Origin of the sequence: Nostoc sp. NMS4 (genome assembly GCF_017115095.1) — a bacterium.
Taxonomy (GTDB): domain Bacteria; phylum Cyanobacteriota; class Cyanobacteriia; order Cyanobacteriales; family Nostocaceae; genus Nostoc.
Genome location: NZ_JABXKI010000232.1, coordinates 14,830 through 31,848, shown reverse-complemented (window position 1 = coordinate 31,848; position 17,019 = coordinate 14,830). Strand labels below are relative to the sequence as shown.

The following is a 17,019-nucleotide window of genomic DNA, read 5'->3' as shown; positions in this document are numbered from 1 at the left end:
GCTTCTCAAGAAAGTAATACACTATTAAAATTAGGATGAAGTGTGTAAAAAAAGGTTGAGAAGTATGACGCCTTCTTTAGCAAATTTTCTTTGGAGTCTGCTATGGGGTACAGCAATTGTTGTAATACCCGTTACAGTTGGTCTGATTTTCATTAGCCAAAAAGATAAAATACAGCGTTCATAATGCTGATGAGAGTTAATTCAACTCTCACAATCGATTGTCTGTCAGCTATCTACATTTATTTCACCAAAAGCAGCATAAACTGCGGCTGGTGGCAGTTGTAGATGACAAACATAGGTGTTTTTACTTTTCGGTGAATAGCTTCAGAGCTTCTTTGCCAGAGGCTTTGAAGCTTCAACATATTGTGACTAATTAGAGTAGTGATTTTAATTGTGACTCGCTAACATAGATTTGATATTGGGAAAACAGCAATGATAAATTTTGGGCTGAACTCAGCCAGTTTTCTGGCTCAGGTAAATTTTGGGGCAAATTCAGCCAGTATTCTAGGAATTTTCCTGGCTGTGGCTGGGGCAGCACTGTATTTTCTCCGCACTGTGCGCCCAGAATTGTCACGAGATCAAGATATCTTTTTTGCAGCAGTCGGCTTGCTTTGCGGCTTCATTCTCGTGTTTCAAGGATGGCGGCTTGACCCGATTCTACAATTTGGTCAATTGCTTTTAGTTGGCACAACTGTGTTTTTTGCAGTTGAAAGTATTCGTCTGCGGAGTATAGCTACCCAGCAAGCAAAGCGCAACACTCCAATTGTGGACGATGAGCGAGAGGTAAGCAGAAACTATTCGTACAACGATCGCAGAAAGTATCAAGCTGAAATGGATGCAGACTTAGATCCATTGCCTTATGAAGACGAGGAGGAACGCCCACGTGCCCGGATTCGGGGTAGCAGGGATGAAATTTCAACACGTGATGACTACTACGAGGAGCAACCTCCGCGTAGTTCACAACGCCGCAACAGCAGCGAAAGACAGGCTCCAGCAGATAGAACGCGGCGGCGGACTTCTGGCCGTCCCGTGAATCGCCCTTCTGAAAGCTCTGAAGATGAAAATTGGGGTTCTTCATCTAGGCAAGTTGATGATTGGGAAAGTTCGGGTGGGGAAGTCAGAAAACCTTCTCGTCGTAATAATAATGGGTCACAGCGTCCCGAAAGTCGTGAAGATGATGTTTCTCCCAGACCGAGAAGGCGTCGTCCGCCCACTGACTCAACTCCTCGAAGACCGCGTGAAGATGATGATGCGATCCCAACTGATTATGTGCCATACAATCCAATTGAAAAACCAAATCAGGGGCCAGATAACTTGACAGATTTTGATGACGATGTTTAAAACAGTTGGTGTGCAAGTAGGTTTAGAGGCGACGGAAAACAGTTGAGGTGGAAAAATTTACGCCTGCATTTTGGCTCCAAAGACCAATTCATTGGAGCCTGGTTTTTGGTTTAACAAGTTTGCTTGTATCTTGTGGTTCTAACGATATTCCTATAGGGCCTACTTCTCTTAACAGTCGCTACACCGAGGAGCAACCTGCTTTGAGTGGAAATGGGCGCTTTTTGGCGTTTGTATCTAATCGGAATGGTAATCAGCAGCTACTAGTGTACGATTTGGAGAGGCAAGTGTTTATTAGCACACCTGGGATAAACCGACAGGAGACAATTGCCGAAAGTCCAAGTTTGAGCTACACCGGGCGTTATATTTCTTATCTTACTAGCGATCAAGGTAGACCAGTGGTAGCGCTTTACGATCGCGCTACGCAACAGTCGCAAATTGTCACACCAATTTATCGCGGCTGGGTCAGAAAACCAAATATTAGTCCAGATGGACGTTATGTTGTTTTTGAAACCGCTACTCGTGGTCAGTGGGATATTGAAGTCCTAGACCGGGGGCCAAATATTGAGTTAGATATTCCCAATGGTGCAACCGTGGGTTCACCTCCGTAGAAGGCAGGGAGCAGGGAGCAGGGAGCAGGGAGATGAGGGAGAATAATTAATGTCCAATGCCCAATGCCCAATGCCCAATATATGAAACGTATTTTTTTTATACCTGTATTTTTCTGTTTAAGTTTATTGACTGGATGTTTTGGCTACCCTCGCATTTTGAGTTATCCATTTGATCCGGGGGGTCGGAGTCTCAATAGTTTAGCGTCGGAATTAAGCCCCCAAATTTCTGGGAGATACATTGTTTTTATTACTGACCGACGCGGTAGCCAAGATGTTTATATGTTTGATACAGTAACTCGTGATTTGGTTGATTTGCCAGGTTTAAATTCCTTTGATGCGATCGCAAATCATCCCAGTGTTTCACAAGATGGTCGTTATATTGTGTTTGCGGCAAGTCGTCAGGGGCGATCGGCTATTTTTCTCTACGACAGAGAAACACGCCAATCGCGGAATTTGACTAATAACCTGCAAGCAGAAGTCCGCAACCCTACAATTAGCGCTGATGGTAGCAGGATTGCTTTTGAGTCTAGTAACAACGGGCAGTGGGATGTTTTAGTATATGACCGTTATGGACAGCCGTTGAATATACCTCAAGATCCGCGTTGAAAATTGGGAATTGGGGACTGGGGACTGGGAAAGAATTCTTTTAATCCCAATCCCCAATCCCCAATCCCTAATCCCTAATCCCTAATCCCCAGTCCCTCTTCTTGTTGCACAGATTCAATAAGCGATCGCACTTGTTCTGTACCCTCTGAAGCTTCAAATGATAGAGGAAACTTACCCCTGAGGATCATCCGTAAACCGAGGGGTGCAAGGCTGAGTAATCCTTTTAAATCCTGAAAATAATTACCGACTACTTGTAAACCAAATTGACGTTCATCAATCCAACCACCTTCTTTAACTAAATCTACCAATACTTTTCGGTGACGAATTGAACGGCTATCACTGGCTTGTTTCTGGGTGAGAATTTCTTGTTTAACTTTGGTGATTTGTTCTAATGGTGCAACTTCCATTGGACAAACAGAATCGCAGTACAAACAACGGGTGCAACCCCATACGCCTTTAGTACCTTCGTTATAGCTTTCTAAACGATTTTCGGTATCGCTATCGCGGGAGTCTGCTACCATGCGGTAAGCTTTGGCAAGGGCATGGGGGCCTACAAAGTCGGGATTAACTTCACGAGCATTGCATTCAGAGTAACAAGCACCGCACATAATACAGTTACCTGTTTGATCGAGGCGCGATCGCTCTTGTGGTGTTTGCAAAAACTCTCTTTCTGGTACTTGTCGGGCTGCCGTACTTACATAAGGGGCAACTGCTTCTAAATTATTCCAGAAGCTGCTCATATCTACAACCAAATCTTTAATCACAGGCATATTGCCGAGAGGTGCGATCGTGATTTCAGGGATGGCATTTACTTGACTTTGGGATGATGCTATTTCTTGTAATCTCGCAAGTTCACTGCCAACATTTTCCTTGCAAGCTAAAGCCGAACGCCCATTAATTCGCATAGCACAGCTACCACAAATGGTATTGCGGCAATTTTTGCGAAATGCCAAAGTTCCATCCTGCTCCCACTTAATATGATTGAGGCAATCCAAGATTGTATTACCTGGTTCTGCCTCCACAAGGTAGGTTTGCACAACAGGGGAGGAATTTTGTTGCTGTCGAATGACCTTAAAAATAACTTTCATAACCACTAACCAAAATTTTAAAATTGCTTCACCAGCCTTAACAATCATGAGTTAAAGCAGGTAGTTGCGAAAAGTGAGTTATACTTTTTCGTCCCTAATTCAAACTCTAGTGTTAATAGGCTGACAATTAAAGGGCGACGACTTCTAGTTTAAGGATAACCATTAAAATTTTACTTGTAGTAGCGCTGTAGGCAAGATTTTTGTCAAATTCTGAGTTAAAACGCCAAAAATCTAATCGCAGCTTTGCATTGAATTTACCTGTTTGGGAATGTAAAGGAAAAATGGGTGCTTAAAAAGTAACTTAGGTTGATCTTTGAGCTAGCGATCGCATCCAAATGAAATGCATATCAGGTTAGGAATGCGTCTTGATGTCAACTTGAGTCAAGCAGTCCTGACGATAAAATTCCACCTTTGCTACCACTTGAGGGAATTTTTTGATTATATAGAAGTGTGAAAGCCCATGTTTAATATATAGTAGTGGCAATCAAGCACTAGGCAGATGTTAAGAGATTTGTTCTTCCCATAGACAGACGTGTAAAATACTCTGGCTGCTTTTGACCTGAAGATAATAAACCCAGGAAAAATCCTCACCACTTTTAAAGAAAAGTTAGAATACCGCGAAACCCGGAGGCGGGAGACTTTTCGCTTTTTGGCTTGCTCTCAATCAAGAAAATATGGGATTGAACTCATTGGTCAAAATTGCTCGTCTCAATTATATAAATTTTTATAAAAGCGAGATGGCAATGCTCACCCTTGCAATCAAGGGTTAAGAAAATCGTCACTGCTTTTTTCAACTTTCAAGTCCAGAAATTTAAATAAAAATTTACCAGCAACTTTAATTCAAAATTAAACAACTATTTTGCTATTATTAGTCCATGCTAGTATTTAATATAAAATTACGAAGTAGCAAAACCAGAATCAATAGCCGTATCAGCGCGGTTACTACTGCTTTGTTGATTCGTAATGTAGAGACAAGAAAATTCACGTCTCTACTGGCAGGACAAAAGGGCTTATGCCCGTATGACTCTATTGAAATACTATGCTGTCCTAAGCTTGAGAGGAGGAGTAGAGAAAACTCTACTTGTTCATTGGCAAGAAAGGCAAGCACTGAAAGTGAAAAACCTGCAATTTTTTGGGTCTACGACTTATTTGCAGTAGAACCTAACCCCATTTGTAAAGGTGGCTGAAAGTTACACCGCTACAGTAGCGCCAAAGGAGAAAATAGTTTTCTTTCTGATGGCGAATAATGCTTAAAAGTGCCGTAACATCACCAAAATTAATGTCTGTGGCAACTATGGCCTCTAGTTGGTTGTGGACAACCATATATAGAAGTGCTTTTGGCTCCTATCGGCAGGAATTCACCCGTTACATTAGGGTCTTCAGTAGCTCTATGCAAATGCTAAAAAATCAAATGCTGGCATGAGACTACATAATTTATCAGTTTGGAGAGAGTAAGGAAAATTTGAGCATAATGACTGAAACTGCAACCGCGCCATTAACTGGAAAAGCACTACTTGCTAAAGTAAAAGAACTTTCCACATTACCACGCCGAGAAAGAGCTAAACAGTGCGGCTATTACACTGTTACTAAGAATAACCAGGTTCGCGTCAATCTCACGGATTTTTATGACGCTTTGCTATCTGCTAGGGGAATTCCTCTAAGTCCAGAAGCACCTAAAGATGGTCGTGGTCGTGAACCGACATATCGGGTTAGTGTCCATCAAAATGGTCAGATTGTAATTGGTGCTACATATACCAAAGCAATGGGCTTAAAGTCTGGAGATGAGTTTGAAATTAGGCTGGGATACAAACATATTCACCTGATTCAATTAGGTGAAACCGATAAAAAACTAACTTCACAAGATACAGATTCTGACGAATCAGACGAAGATTTGGAAGACGAAGAGTAAATTTGCTGATGGTAGGGATAAGTTTCAGGTAATGATAACTTGTCCTTATCGCGGCAGCAAATTGGTAGCTAGGTAAAAATACGATTAGACCCCTTGCAGAATTCACCAAATTTAGTAGAGTCTTGATTAATCAGCAAGAAATCTATAATGCAAGAAGTCTATCGTGTTTTTTTGTTTATTTTGATAACTTTCTTTGAATCTTCGGTCAACGTCTTGCTAGAGTTTATAAAAAATGCCCCAGCACTAGTGATAGTGATGGCATTTTTTGTTTGCTGGATAGTTTGCTGGTTGCCAGTAGCAACAGTATCAGCAATATTGCTTAATTGGCAACCCTCTAAACCTTTGCAGCCAGAACAAAAGATGCCGTTATTGGTGTCGCTTTACCTATTAGCCCCCCTGATTCTCTGGGGAGTTGTTTGGTTGACTAAAAAATCTTTTTCAGATTACGGCTTTGTTGGGAATTTTTCAACTCTTGGTTTTTTAGCACTAGGTTTTGGTTTGGGAGTGCTGAGTTTAGCTATTGTATTTAGTGGGCAATTCGGGTTAGGTTGGTGTTCTTTTGAAAAAACGAATTTCAAGTTACTATTACCCATCTTGCTACCGATTTTCTTGATAGCGTTGTTAGTCGGTGGGATAGAAGAGTTAGTTTTTCGCGGTTTCCTGTTCACAGAATTAGCAGAAGATTACCCAGTTTGGGTAGCAGCAGCGATTTCTAGCTTAATTTTTGCCTTGTTACACCTGGTTTGGGAGCAAAGCGAAACAGCACCCCAACTCCCTGGATTATGGCTGATGGGAATGGTGCTGGTGTTAGCACGCTTTGCCACAAGTGGTAATTTGGGTTTAGCTTGGGGATTGCACGCGGGATGGGTATGGGCGATCGCTACCATAGATACAGCAGAACTAATTACTTACACTGGTATTGTCTCTGACTGGTTCACAGGTAAGAATAAAAAACCCCTAGCTGGTTTGGCGGGAATTATTTGTGTACTGGGAACTGGAGTAATTATCTGGTTCAACTCTAAGTATTTTAATTTCTGATAAAAAGTTGCTGTCCAGATCCCCGACTTCTCAAAGAAGTCGGGGATCTAAATCCACCTTTAGTACTAAAAACTATTCATTCCTTCTGATTCTGTCGATTTCTCGTTGTAATTCTTCAATTTGACGGCGTAAAGCTTCTGTTTGATTTTCGGAAGATTCTGCTGAAACATTTACCGATCCAGAAGCGGGCGATCGCTGATAATTTCCTCGGCGAATTTGCTGGTATTCTTCAGATACTGCCCACGCCCGTAAGTAATGTAAGCGTTCAACAGGGAAAGGATGGCTCAACATCATACCTTGGCCGCCATTGTAAATCAAGAACTTATATATCTGATTTAGTCCATCTTCATCTAGTGCCTGATAATCTTCTGACTGCTTAATAAACTCTTGTAAACTACATTCATTGGCATATTTGTTACTACCGCCAGAGAGTTTCATCATCGTTGACATCACCGGATTCAAGTCATCCATTACTAGTAATGCAGCGCGATCTGACGATAACTCGGCTTTGCGCCGCCACTCAAAAAAGGCGTAAATCAAGCCTTGTGTGACAATATTACCGATGCCAAAGGTCAATTCTCCCAAGGCGGAAGCAGCATTCATCGCCCACATCGCCATTTGAATTAAAATAGTATGACCACATTTAATATGCCCCAATTCATGGGCTAGCACCGTCCGAATCTCGGCTTCGTCTAGTAACTCTAATATCCCTGTATTTATGACTATGTAAGGATTCTCTTGCCCCAGCGCATAGCTATTTGCTTCGGGATTTTGTGACACAAACAGTGCTGGTTCTGGGTAAATGTCTAAATCTCGGGCGCATTCCCGAAACATCTGGTAAATAGTGGAATATTGACGCGGCCCGACTTGGATGCTGTTACCCATTAGATAGACTAATTGAGGGCGTTCGTAGATAAATTCCACAAATTTACGAGCGATTAAATCAAATCCTGGTAAATTTCGTAAAGCTTGTTCGGCTTGCCGATCTAGTGGATGCCTGAAGGCTTCGCTGGAAATTCCTGTGTAAGTTGGCATAATTTAGGGTATTGGGTAATTTGTCATTAGTCATTGGTCATTGGTCATTAGTCATTAGTCATTGGTCATTAGTTTTGGATCAATAGCAAAGGACAAAGGACAAATGACAAGGGACAAAGGACAAATGACAAATGACAAGATAATAGAAATGGGGCAATTGGAAGTAAAAATCACTTTGTATGGAATTGAAAGCGTGTGATTGAGGCAGAAGTTCATTTGTCACTACATAACTTTTTGCGATCGCAAGCGGGGTTCCCTTCCTGGCCCCATCATTTGACGATGGCTCGGTTGGTAGCACGCGCCTTGCGCCTGGGACGTAGCGCCCTAATTCAAGTCGGGGCAGTTAGTGGCTATCAAGGGCGGTATCGTACTAGTTTCGTAGCATCAGCCCTAATGTGGCATGGCCCTGTAATTATTGTTGCTCAAGAAACAGTGCAGCAACTTCTACTGCGGGTGGAAATTCCCCGTCTACAGCAGTGGCTACCAACCAATAAATCGATTAGGACAGGTGACGCTTGGCCTGATGCCCAGTTCCAAGGGCTACTGTTAACCTCCCCAGAAGCTTGGTTAAGAGGACAATTAGCTGGTGGCTCACGTTTTCCCGAAGGCATCCCCACAATTATTGATGGAGTAGACGATCTCGAAGATTGGGTACGTCATCAACTTACCCAAGATATTCAACCCCATGATTGGGATCAACTCATGCTGGCTTGTCCAAACCAAGCTGAGACAATTAGCGAAACACGAATACAACTAACACACGAACTTTTTCAGCATCCTGCTAATCCATATCAGTGCTATCTAATTTCCCAGCCAGAAATAGAAATTTTAGGCCATCTTTATTCTGCTTTAGAGTCAGTACAAACACTGCCAGAACCCTGGAAAAAATTCTGGCAACAATTTCAAACCCTTAACGAAAAAATTTCCCCCCTTGCCTCCCCTGCTCCCCCTGCCCCCCCTCCTCTCTTCTGGGCGACTATTGCCCATCGACAAGGTTTATTTTCTTTGCACTACGCCCCAATGGAGTTAGGGGAAATACTCTCACCTATTTGGCAGCGACAACCAGTAGTTTTAATTGGTAGCGCTATCGAACCGGAAACTGAGGCTCCCCTTTTTCGTCAGCGCTTGGGTTTGGACGATTTAACTTGCCTGAAGTTTTCTTCAGAGAGTCAAGCGGAGGCAATTCAGCTGTATGTACCTTATAAGTTGCCTCTACCCAACACACCAGAATTTCAAGCGGCATTTATTCACAAAGTCCGCACACTGGTTTGTTTAAGTGCGACAGCACCAGGATTAACAGTTGTCTTGGTGGGGGATGTACCACTCAAGGCACAAGTTGCCACAATTCTGGCCTCAGAGTTTGGTTCGCGGGTGCAGGTAGAAAAAACTTGTTTGGATGAAAATGGTATTTTGATTAGCGGTTGGGAATTTTGGCGAGAACATCAACGAGTCTTGCCAGCACCTCATTTATTAATCATTGCTACTTTGCCTCTACCATCTTTAGAAAATCCCCTGGTAGCTGGTAGGGTAGCTCTTTATAAGCGATCGCATCAAGATTGGTTCCGTTTATACTTGTTACCAGCAGCTTTGAATGAATTACAACGGGCGATCGCTCCAGTCCGAGAAAGTCAAGGAATTGTCGCTTTGCTTGATAGTCGTGTAGTTAACCGCAGCTACGGCGCTCAAATTCTCGCAGCTTTAAGTCCTCTAGCACGCATTAACTATCTCGATCCCAGCCTGTTTTCTAACACCGATGAGGAAAATTCCGCTTAAAGTTCAATAGTCAATGCCCAATGCCCAATTTAAATTTTGTCAACCAAAGTGCGATCGTTTAAAAGCAAGCACTATTATCAGCTTATGAGAGGTGATGAAATTCATCGCCTCTTTGTAGCCATGATTCCTGGCAAAATAAATTTAGAAACTAAGTAGAATTTGAGTTGCTGATTATGGGTGAAGCAAAACGTCGTGTGCGATTCGTTGTTTAGTGAATCACGGTATCCAGTCCGTACATAACTAAGCCAGCCTGACAGCAGATTACTGTCATTAAGGGCTGAACTCTCGGTCAGATGCAAGTGCAAGACTTGCCATTCAGACTCAGAATTGACTCCTTATCTGCCCACACTGACCAGACTCGGTTTCTGGAGGGTGAAGCTCTTAACTGGGCGCAATCAGACGACCGTTGCGGGTTGACACTGGCGCTAACAGGGAGTTCCTATGATGAAACAGAGCCTAGAAAAGCGACTTATTTGGCAGGCAGGGCGCAACGCAAAATCCCTGACCTCACTGGAGTTTATTCCCGCCGAACATACGTCGAGTAACGGCAAGAGTCTAGGGAATCCAGTAGTCGAATTGGCTACATCTAACGGAACAATCAATCTCTCCGAGGGAACGAATAAAAACTAATTGTGGGTCTTGAGACAGTCGAATCTCAGGTAGACCAGACGAGCGGAGGAATCCCCACAGTTAGGGTAGGACAGTCCGTAATTGGACTGAGGTGTTCAGAAAATACAAACTCCAGAAGAGAAAATGATTAGACACAGTTACAAAACTAGTGAATCTTGGAAAGCCTTACCGTGGAAGAAATTCCGCCGAAATCTTTTCCGCCTTCAAAAGCGCGTATTTAAAGCGGTTCAAGTTGGAGACAAGCGGAAAGCTAGGTCACTCCAAAAGCTTATTCTTAAATCTACCTCGGCTCGATTTCTTGCAATAAGACAAGTATCTCAGCTAAATGCTGGTAAAAAGACGGCTGGTATTGATGGGAAAAAATCGCTCTCATTTGAAGAACGCTTCAACCTTGAAGAATTACTGAAAATGAATAGTGGAAATTGGAAGCATCAAAGACTACGGGAAATCCCAATCCCTAAGAAGGACGGGACTACCAGAATGCTTAAGATACCCACCATCGCGGATAGAGCTTGGCAATGCCTTGCAAAATATGCACTCGAACCAGCACACGAAGCCACTTTCCACGCCAGGAGTTATGGGTTCAGAACTGGGCGCTCCGCCCATGATGCACAAAAGTACATCTTCCTAAACCTTAACTCCAAAGCTAACGGAATAAATAAGCGAGTAATTGAACTCGATATTGAAAAGTGCTTCGATAGGATTAATCACTCAGCAATAATGGACGAACTCATTGCCCCTAAAGGCTTAAAACTCGGAATATTCCGATGTCTCAAGGCAGGAGTCAACCCAGAATTCCCCGAACAGGGAACACCTCAAGGGGGAGTGGTCAGCCCACTATTAGCAAACATCGCGCTCAACGGGATTGAGAGTATACACAGGTACTATGAGAATCAAGGACAGAGAATCACTGGTAAAACCTCAGCCAGTGATATCACCGAACCATCAGTCCGATACGCGGATGACATGGTTATTATACTTCGACCCGAAGATGATGTAACAGAGATACTTGAAAGAATCAGCGAGTTTCTCCGCAAACGCGGAATGAATGTAAGCCAAAAGAAAACCAAAGTTACCGCCGCGACAGATGGGTTTGATTTCCTCGGCTGGCACTTCAAAGTCCAGAAAAACGGAAAGCTTAGAAGCACTCCCTCGGTGGATAATTTCAAAGCATTCCGCAAGAAAGTAAAATACATCGTCAACAACTCGAATTATGGTGCTACCACAAAGGCTGAGAAATTAGCCCCGGTAGTTAGAGGGTGGAGAAATTACCATAAGTTCTGCAAGATGGACGGGTCTAGAAACTCGTTATACCACATCGAAACAAGAGCTTACAAGGTATTCAACAAGGAAACCAAACAAAACCGCTATTCTAGCAAGAAATTACTAGACAAGGCATTCCCAGCAGTTTCCTACTCCGAAAACAAACACGTCATGGTAGCAGGTGAAAAATCCCCCTATGACGGAGACACAGCCTACTGGAGCGAACGTAACAGTAAACTCTATGACGGCGAAACCTCTAAAGCTCTTAAGAAGCAAAACCATAGATGTGCTTCCTGCGGCTTAAAGTTCATCGATGAGGAACGGGTTCACCTGCATCACATCGACGGAAATCACGCCAACTGGAAGAAAAATAATCTTGAAGCAATTCACGAGAGTTGCCACGATTACAAGCACATGAGCAAAAGCGCAAGCTAAGAACATCGGGAGCCGTGTGCAGTGAAAGCTGCACGCACGGATCTAACTGAGAGGTGCGGGAGATAATACTCCCCATCGACTCAATCAAAACCACACTAGGGGAAACATACGGTCAAGATACTCGGATCTTGTCTTGGGTTCCGATCACAAAAACTCAAGGCGAGCAATTTGTCGCTTGGACTACTCGTGGTGCTTGGATAGGTATTGGTCTTATGGTTGTAGGATGGGCAACAATCCGTTTTATCGGACCAGCTTTCGGTTGGTGGCAAGTAGTCTATTAGGGACTTCCAAGAAATAAATTATCCATCTTGTGGGGTGGGCATATTGCCCGCCCTAAATCTGGGACGGGTGGGGACACCCATCCCACAAGAAAATTTGGGATGCTTTTTTATTTGTAAGTCCCTTAATTCATAATTTCTGATGACGAATTCTTCTTGAAGAAAAATTCAGGTGGTCACTTCGACTATGCTCTGTTACCACCTGAATTCTATTCGATAAAAAATAATTACTCACTTTAAATAGATAATCGAAATATATTATATATGTATTAAATTTGGCAAAACCAAACTAAGATAAGAATCCTTGTAAATTATTGTGCTTTGGTTTGTGCAACTTTTTGAAAATAATTCCAAAATATCTGGAAATATTGCCTAAATGGCAACACTGCCGTGCTGAGTTTAGGTATTGTCAGTGTTAAGTTTTCCCATTGTGGATTCTACACTCAGACTTGTCTACTAACTACTTGCGTTAGCTTTGTATAAGTTACTGCATTTTATCTCTCATAGCTACTTGATCTCTAACTTACAGGGAGCATCTGCTTAACTTTATATATATAGGAGGAATGAAGTTGGTATAACTAATTATTTGTCTCTACCAAAATCTACGTTAGACAAATAACAGATTAAACATCTAAGCAAGAGACACTATAACGATGCAAAACTACGTTATGGCCTCAACTAACAGTTTATTTGGCTGCACATAGCCAATAAAAACCAAATATGTGGCTTTTTCGTAGTTGACTAGTGGTAGATTTAAGTTACTCTTAAAGCGGATCGCTTACTGTAAGAATCTACCCTGACGGAAGTGTATAAAGATATAGTTAAATTTAGCAATTCTGTCCGAGATTTTGAATTTGCAAACTGAATAGTTTGATACGGCCCTCAAAATCCCGATCCACTACCCTAAACAAGGTAGTCAATTAACGACTCAATATCATCTGTCGTGGTAATTGTAATGAATAGCTTACAATACCAATGGGTGAGAAAATCTAAAGAAAATATAAAAGAAACTCAAATTACTGTGGTGTCTGGAGGACAAAGTGTTTCTGAGACTAGCACATCAACATCGACAATTCGTCCAAGATTTGGTAATGAACCTGCAAGCCTTGGCGATTGTATTAGAGCGACGTGGTTATCCTGCATCTTGCTACACCTGTGGCGACCAAATGAATAGTGCATCGTTTATGGTTAGCTTGGGTGATAACCATCTAATTCGGTTTTTAGTGTCCGATTACGGTATTACTTGGACAGAAATGCGGGATGACCGCGAATTAATGAAACTAGAAGGTGCCGAAGCAATTAGCCAATTAGACGAACTGGCTAATCTTGTCAAGCAATCTATGGAAAGTGATACAGGCTCTAAAACTCTTGCCAAGAAGTATTAAGCTTTTGGGGTCAATGGCAAATTAAAATTGATTATCTGTAACAGGTAATCGGTAATAGTGGCTTAAGTTAGCGATCGCTCTTACCTATTTCTCCATTACCATTAAGTGATTGGCTATGGCTGGCCGATTGCACGTTTTTTTGTATCTGCCAAAACCTCATCAGCCAAGCAATTATCATGTCAGATGCGATACACCTAAAGTCCATTGCCAATTAAAATAAAGGCTGCCCAATAGTACGGGTGACTAAAGTCATTAACTGCTGCTACGGGTGTATTGTGACTTAGCGACTTCCAATCTCCAGTAATTAACGAGACTTGAGCTTGGCGTAAAGCTTCAGTTTTAGTCAACTTTTCAGTAGAGAGGATACTATAAAAAGCACTCATGAGTGCTTGTGTACCACCATCATCTACAGACCACAAAGAGGCGATCGCGGCTCTAGCGCCGGTTTGTTGCATCTGATAGCCAAAACCCAAAATTTCCTCACCATTACCTAACTTACCTCCCAAGCCGGTTTCACAGGCGCTCAACACTACCAAATCTACATGAGGGAGTGACCAAGTGGCGACATTTCTAAAATTAACCCGATCGCCATTCCCGAATAAAATAACCCACATTCCGCACTTCAAATTGAAGTGTAAAGAGATTACAGTCAAGATCACAGCAAAAAGTTAGGATAATTAAGTAAATAATGCTGAATTAATATGATCAAGTCCGAGAAATAATCAAACATCAAAAATTTGACTCATTCAGGAGGTTATTTAAGCACTAAAAATTCGAGGAGCAATAAATTTCTCTTCGGATATAGATCAACTTTTGTTCACTCTTTAAAGGTTGTTTAGATTAAGAAAGCAGATAATATTTTTGACAAGATGATGGCAGATAATTCAAGATAAAATGACGTTCTGATGTTAAATTAACAATTTGATTAATACCATTTAAAGTCAAAATGTGAATACCTTGGAAACATTGAAATACCCTTATAAATAGTTTTATTCTCTTTTGACTTACTTTGAGTGATTTGAAGTTCAAAAAAATTCAATTTTTTGTTAATTGCTTTTAGCTTATATCTAGCTTGCTCTGGATTATCAAAATTTTCTTTTTTTAATTCTTTGAGAAATTTTTCGACTTTTTCTTTTTCTTTTTTTAGCTTTTTATCTAGCTTTTCTAAATCACTCTCTTTTCTTTTTTGACTTTCTACTACTAGCCAAACTTGTTTAATCCCAGCATAATTTACTATTTCATCAATCAACCCAGCTACTATTCCCAGGTGATCGATATTTTTAATTTTTGCTTTTGGAGACATTTTTTTACCTCTCAAGTATTGTTGAGTTTTTTTGATTGTCTCACTTTTAATATCTCAGTAGGTTGCCATGATAAAACAATGTATGCTGATTTTTCTAAAAAGCCTGAAACCAAGTATTTATAGGCTATTTACCCGCCTTCTACAACAAAGATAGGTTGATTTCTGAATACTGGCTTACTGGAATATTTTGAGTATATTTATTGACTTTCCTCACTGAGCAGCTATGTAGTATTTAATACTACTTTATGAAGTGCGGAATGTGGGTTTTAATGTCGCAAAATAGTAGGTTTAGAGTATTTAGGTTATTAATAAAATGCTGAACTGGAAAAAATCACGATCGCAGATTCTACTAATGTATGCAGTGTTGGGAGCGATCGCACTGTTGATGCTCTTTCCTTTACTATGGCTAATTAGTACAGCCTTAAAATCGCCGACGGAAAATATTTTTCAGTCGCCGCCACAGTTACTACCCAGTCAGCCAACACTGAATAACTTCTCTAGTGTGTGGAACTCTCTACCTTTTGGACAATACCTGTATAACAGTACTTTGGTGTCAGTGCTGACTGTGGGCTTAAATCTGCTGTTTTGCGCCTTGGCTGCCTATCCATTGGCAAGATTATCATTTGTGGGGCGAGACTGGATTTTTGTAGCGATCGTCTCTACGATTATGATTCCCTTCCAAATCGTGATGATTCCCCTGTATATTTTGACAGTCCAGTTGGGTTTGACAAATAGTTATTTAGGGATGATTTTTCCCAGTTTAGCTTCTGCCTTTGGGATTTTTCTGCTGCGCCAAGCTTTTATGAGTGTCCCCAAAGAGATAGAAGAAGCCGCTAGGATGGATGGCAGTTCGGAGTTAGGTTTATGGTGGCATATTATGTTACCAGCAATTCGCCCCGCACTGGTAACTTTAGCTATTTTCGTATTTATTGGTGCTTGGAGTGACTTTTTGTGGCCTTTAATTGTCATTCAAGACGAAAATTTATACACTCTTCCCTTGGGAGTTGCAAAGCTAGCTGGGACATTTTCTCTTGACTGGCGGTTGGTAGCTGCTGGCTCAGTCATTGCGATCGCCCCAGTATTATTATTATTTCTATTCTTACAACGTTATATTGTACCTACAGAAACAGGTAGCGGTGTTAAGGGTTGAAGCAGTAAGTGGTGATAAGGGAGATGAAGCAGAGGCGGGGACATGGAGAAAAACTAATGACAAATGACTAATGACTAATGACAAATTTAATAAGCACCAGTCTTTTTAAATACCACCCAGATAGTTTTAATAATTAGACTCAGATCGTAAGTTACAGACCACTTGCGTTGATAATCTATATCCATCTTGACAATGGTTTCAAAGTCTGTAATGCTGGAACGACCATTGGCTTGCCATTCTCCGGTAATGCCTGGTTTGACTCGCAATCTATCCCAGTGGTGTGGATCGTAATTACTGACTTCATCAGGAGTCGGTGGACGAGTACCAACTAAACTCATATCCCCTAACAAAACATTCCAAAATTGAGGGAATTCATCTAAGCTAGTACGCCGCAAAAACTTACCAACAGGAGTAATGCGAGGATCGTCAACGGATTTAAAGATGTGACCTTGGGCTTGGTTCTTAACCAAATGCTTGAGTTTATCAGCATCGACAATCATGGAGCGGAATTTCCAGATGCGGAAAGTTTTTCCGTTTAAACCACAGCGAATTTGGGAATAAAATATTGGACTTGGCTCATAAATAAAGGTAGCAATTGCTACGGGAATTGCTATCATAAATGTAACAATCAGCCCCACAATGGCTCCAACAATGTCAATTAATCGTTTTCTCACGCTTAAAGTTGACGGGTGTGAAGGCTGTTGCAAACAATTAACTGAATAAAGATAAAGATTATTCACAAGGGCTAACTTATTTTATAACAGGAATTTTTACATCAGTAATGTAGACACAGACACGATTTTTACGCGATTTGTACTGCTGTAGTCGCTGCTACTGAGTATTAATATACACATATTTTAGCCGATATAAGAACCAAAAACCAAAAATTTACAGAATCTTTGAATTCAAGGATAGATTGTAAATTTACTGTATTTCCTCCATCTAATCAATACCGTTGCCAAATTACGAGGGTTCAACGCCTGTAGAAACAGGATGAATAAGGTAGAAAGGATGGGGGGGAGGAATGCGGTTTTGTGAGGTGCTTAAAATTCCGGTGCTAAATCACCTATTTAGGGGTGCTATCGCAGCGAAAAAACTGTTTTTATTGATAATTTAGCTCTGTAACTGAGAATTAAAGCCCAATCTAACAAAATCGCATTGCTCCCGAAAGGATGTT

15 protein-coding genes and 2 pseudogenes are annotated in these 17,019 nt (G+C 41.5%); 11 read left to right on the top strand and 6 right to left on the bottom strand.

The window, feature by feature from the left end; all coding sequences use genetic code 11:
- Positions 1-64 precede the first annotated feature (64 nt).
- From psbX to HWQ37_RS20675, 4 genes are all read left to right on the top strand, one after another.
- A complete protein-coding gene (gene psbX, locus HWQ37_RS20690; RefSeq protein WP_012412183.1) occupies positions 65-184 on the top strand; it encodes a photosystem II reaction center X protein in 120 nt (39 codons plus the stop codon).
- A 248-nt stretch (positions 185-432) separates the two neighbouring features.
- Entirely contained in the window at positions 433-1,341 is a 909-nt protein-coding gene (locus HWQ37_RS20685) for a Ycf66 family protein (protein ID WP_292750361.1), read from the top strand.
- A 47-nt stretch (positions 1,342-1,388) separates the two neighbouring features.
- A complete protein-coding gene (locus HWQ37_RS20680) occupies positions 1,389-1,949 on the top strand; it encodes a TolB family protein (RefSeq protein ID WP_292750359.1) in 561 nt (186 codons plus the stop codon).
- An 81-nt stretch (positions 1,950-2,030) separates the two neighbouring features.
- Positions 2,031-2,555, top strand: coding sequence for a TolB family protein (locus HWQ37_RS20675; RefSeq protein WP_292750368.1), 525 nt, complete (start codon positions 2,031-2,033; stop codon positions 2,553-2,555).
- Positions 2,556-2,629: 74 nt separating this feature from the next.
- Here the strand turns inward: HWQ37_RS20675 and HWQ37_RS20670 are convergent, their stop codons facing one another.
- Both HWQ37_RS20670 and HWQ37_RS20665 read right to left on the bottom strand, forming a co-directional pair.
- On the bottom strand, positions 2,630-3,643 hold the full coding sequence (locus HWQ37_RS20670) for a succinate dehydrogenase/fumarate reductase iron-sulfur subunit (RefSeq protein WP_292750366.1): 1,014 nt from the start codon (positions 3,641-3,643) through the stop codon (positions 2,630-2,632).
- Between the two features lie 1,161 nt (positions 3,644-4,804).
- Entirely contained in the window at positions 4,805-4,966 is a 162-nt protein-coding gene (locus HWQ37_RS20665) for a hypothetical protein (protein WP_292750357.1), read from the bottom strand.
- A 148-nt stretch (positions 4,967-5,114) separates the two neighbouring features.
- On the opposite strand from HWQ37_RS20665, the gene HWQ37_RS20660 reads away from it, so the two are divergent.
- Together HWQ37_RS20660 and HWQ37_RS20655 are read left to right on the top strand one after the other, a co-directional pair.
- The gene (locus HWQ37_RS20660) at positions 5,115-5,552 is read left to right on the top strand and encodes an AbrB family transcriptional regulator (RefSeq protein ID WP_292750354.1); all 438 of its coding nucleotides are present in this window, start codon (positions 5,115-5,117) and stop codon (positions 5,550-5,552) included.
- Positions 5,553-5,699: 147 nt separating this feature from the next.
- A complete protein-coding gene (locus HWQ37_RS20655; RefSeq protein ID WP_292750351.1) occupies positions 5,700-6,590 on the top strand; it encodes a CPBP family intramembrane glutamic endopeptidase in 891 nt (296 codons plus the stop codon).
- A gap of 72 nt (positions 6,591-6,662) precedes the next feature.
- On the opposite strand, the gene HWQ37_RS20650 is transcribed toward HWQ37_RS20655, so the two are convergent.
- Complete coding sequence (locus HWQ37_RS20650) at positions 6,663-7,625, bottom strand: M48 family metallopeptidase (protein ID WP_292750349.1); 963 nt, start codon at positions 7,623-7,625, stop codon at positions 6,663-6,665.
- 195 nt (positions 7,626-7,820) lie between these two features.
- On the opposite strand from HWQ37_RS20650, the gene HWQ37_RS20645 reads away from it, so the two are divergent.
- From HWQ37_RS20645 to HWQ37_RS20630, 4 genes are all read left to right on the top strand, one after another.
- On the top strand, positions 7,821-9,398 hold the full coding sequence (locus tag HWQ37_RS20645; protein ID WP_292750346.1) for a helicase C-terminal domain-containing protein: 1,578 nt from the start codon (positions 7,821-7,823) through the stop codon (positions 9,396-9,398).
- Between the two features lie 753 nt (positions 9,399-10,151).
- Positions 10,152-11,726, top strand: a complete 1,575-nt coding sequence (locus HWQ37_RS20640; RefSeq protein WP_292750344.1) for a group II intron reverse transcriptase/maturase — start codon at positions 10,152-10,154, stop codon at positions 11,724-11,726.
- A gap of 53 nt (positions 11,727-11,779) precedes the next feature.
- Positions 11,780-12,007 carry a DUF2839 domain-containing protein gene (locus HWQ37_RS20635; protein ID WP_292750342.1) on the top strand — a complete coding sequence of 76 codons (228 nt, stop codon included), beginning with the start codon at positions 11,780-11,782 and terminating at the stop codon, positions 12,005-12,007.
- 1,037 nt (positions 12,008-13,044) lie between these two features.
- Positions 13,045-13,389, top strand: a complete 345-nt coding sequence (locus HWQ37_RS20630; protein ID WP_292750340.1) for a DUF1815 family protein — start codon at positions 13,045-13,047, stop codon at positions 13,387-13,389.
- 194 nt (positions 13,390-13,583) lie between these two features.
- On the opposite strand, the pseudogene HWQ37_RS20625 reads toward HWQ37_RS20630, so the two are convergent.
- Both HWQ37_RS20625 and HWQ37_RS20620 read right to left on the bottom strand, forming a co-directional pair.
- Positions 13,584-13,994, bottom strand: a pseudogene (locus tag HWQ37_RS20625) (CHAT domain-containing protein); the annotation flags it as partial.
- Between the two features lie 235 nt (positions 13,995-14,229).
- Positions 14,230-14,632, bottom strand: a pseudogene (locus tag HWQ37_RS20620) (IS1634 family transposase); the annotation flags it as partial.
- A gap of 373 nt (positions 14,633-15,005) precedes the next feature.
- Between HWQ37_RS20620 and HWQ37_RS20615 the strand changes: the two are divergent.
- Entirely contained in the window at positions 15,006-15,842 is an 837-nt protein-coding gene (locus HWQ37_RS20615) for a carbohydrate ABC transporter permease (RefSeq protein ID WP_292750337.1), read from the top strand.
- A gap of 86 nt (positions 15,843-15,928) precedes the next feature.
- On the opposite strand, the gene HWQ37_RS20610 is transcribed toward HWQ37_RS20615, so the two are convergent.
- Positions 15,929-16,582, bottom strand: coding sequence for a sugar transferase (locus HWQ37_RS20610; RefSeq protein ID WP_292750334.1), 654 nt, complete (start codon positions 16,580-16,582; stop codon positions 15,929-15,931).
- Between the last annotated feature and the right edge of the window lie 437 nt (positions 16,583-17,019).

Bases quoted from the DNA above. Each gene is read 5' to 3' on its own strand.
- psbX (WP_012412183.1), top strand. From the start codon at position 65: ATGACGCCTTCTTTAGCAAATTTTCTTTGGAGTCTGCTATGGGGTACA.
- HWQ37_RS20615 (WP_292750337.1), top strand. From the start codon at position 15,006: ATGCTGAACTGGAAAAAATCACGATCGCAGATTCTACTAATGTATGCA.
- HWQ37_RS20670 (WP_292750366.1), bottom strand. From the start codon at position 3,643: ATGAAAGTTATTTTTAAGGTCATTCGACAGCAACAAAATTCCTCCCCT.
- HWQ37_RS20675 (WP_292750368.1), top strand. From the start codon at position 2,031: ATGAAACGTATTTTTTTTATACCTGTATTTTTCTGTTTAAGTTTATTG.
- HWQ37_RS20685 (WP_292750361.1), top strand. From the start codon at position 433: ATGATAAATTTTGGGCTGAACTCAGCCAGTTTTCTGGCTCAGGTAAAT.
- HWQ37_RS20640 (WP_292750344.1), top strand. From the start codon at position 10,152: ATGATTAGACACAGTTACAAAACTAGTGAATCTTGGAAAGCCTTACCG.
- HWQ37_RS20665 (WP_292750357.1), bottom strand. From the start codon at position 4,966: ATGGTTGTCCACAACCAACTAGAGGCCATAGTTGCCACAGACATTAAT.
- HWQ37_RS20655 (WP_292750351.1), top strand. From the start codon at position 5,700: ATGCAAGAAGTCTATCGTGTTTTTTTGTTTATTTTGATAACTTTCTTT.
- HWQ37_RS20650 (WP_292750349.1), bottom strand. From the start codon at position 7,625: ATGCCAACTTACACAGGAATTTCCAGCGAAGCCTTCAGGCATCCACTA.
- HWQ37_RS20660 (WP_292750354.1), top strand. From the start codon at position 5,115: ATGACTGAAACTGCAACCGCGCCATTAACTGGAAAAGCACTACTTGCT.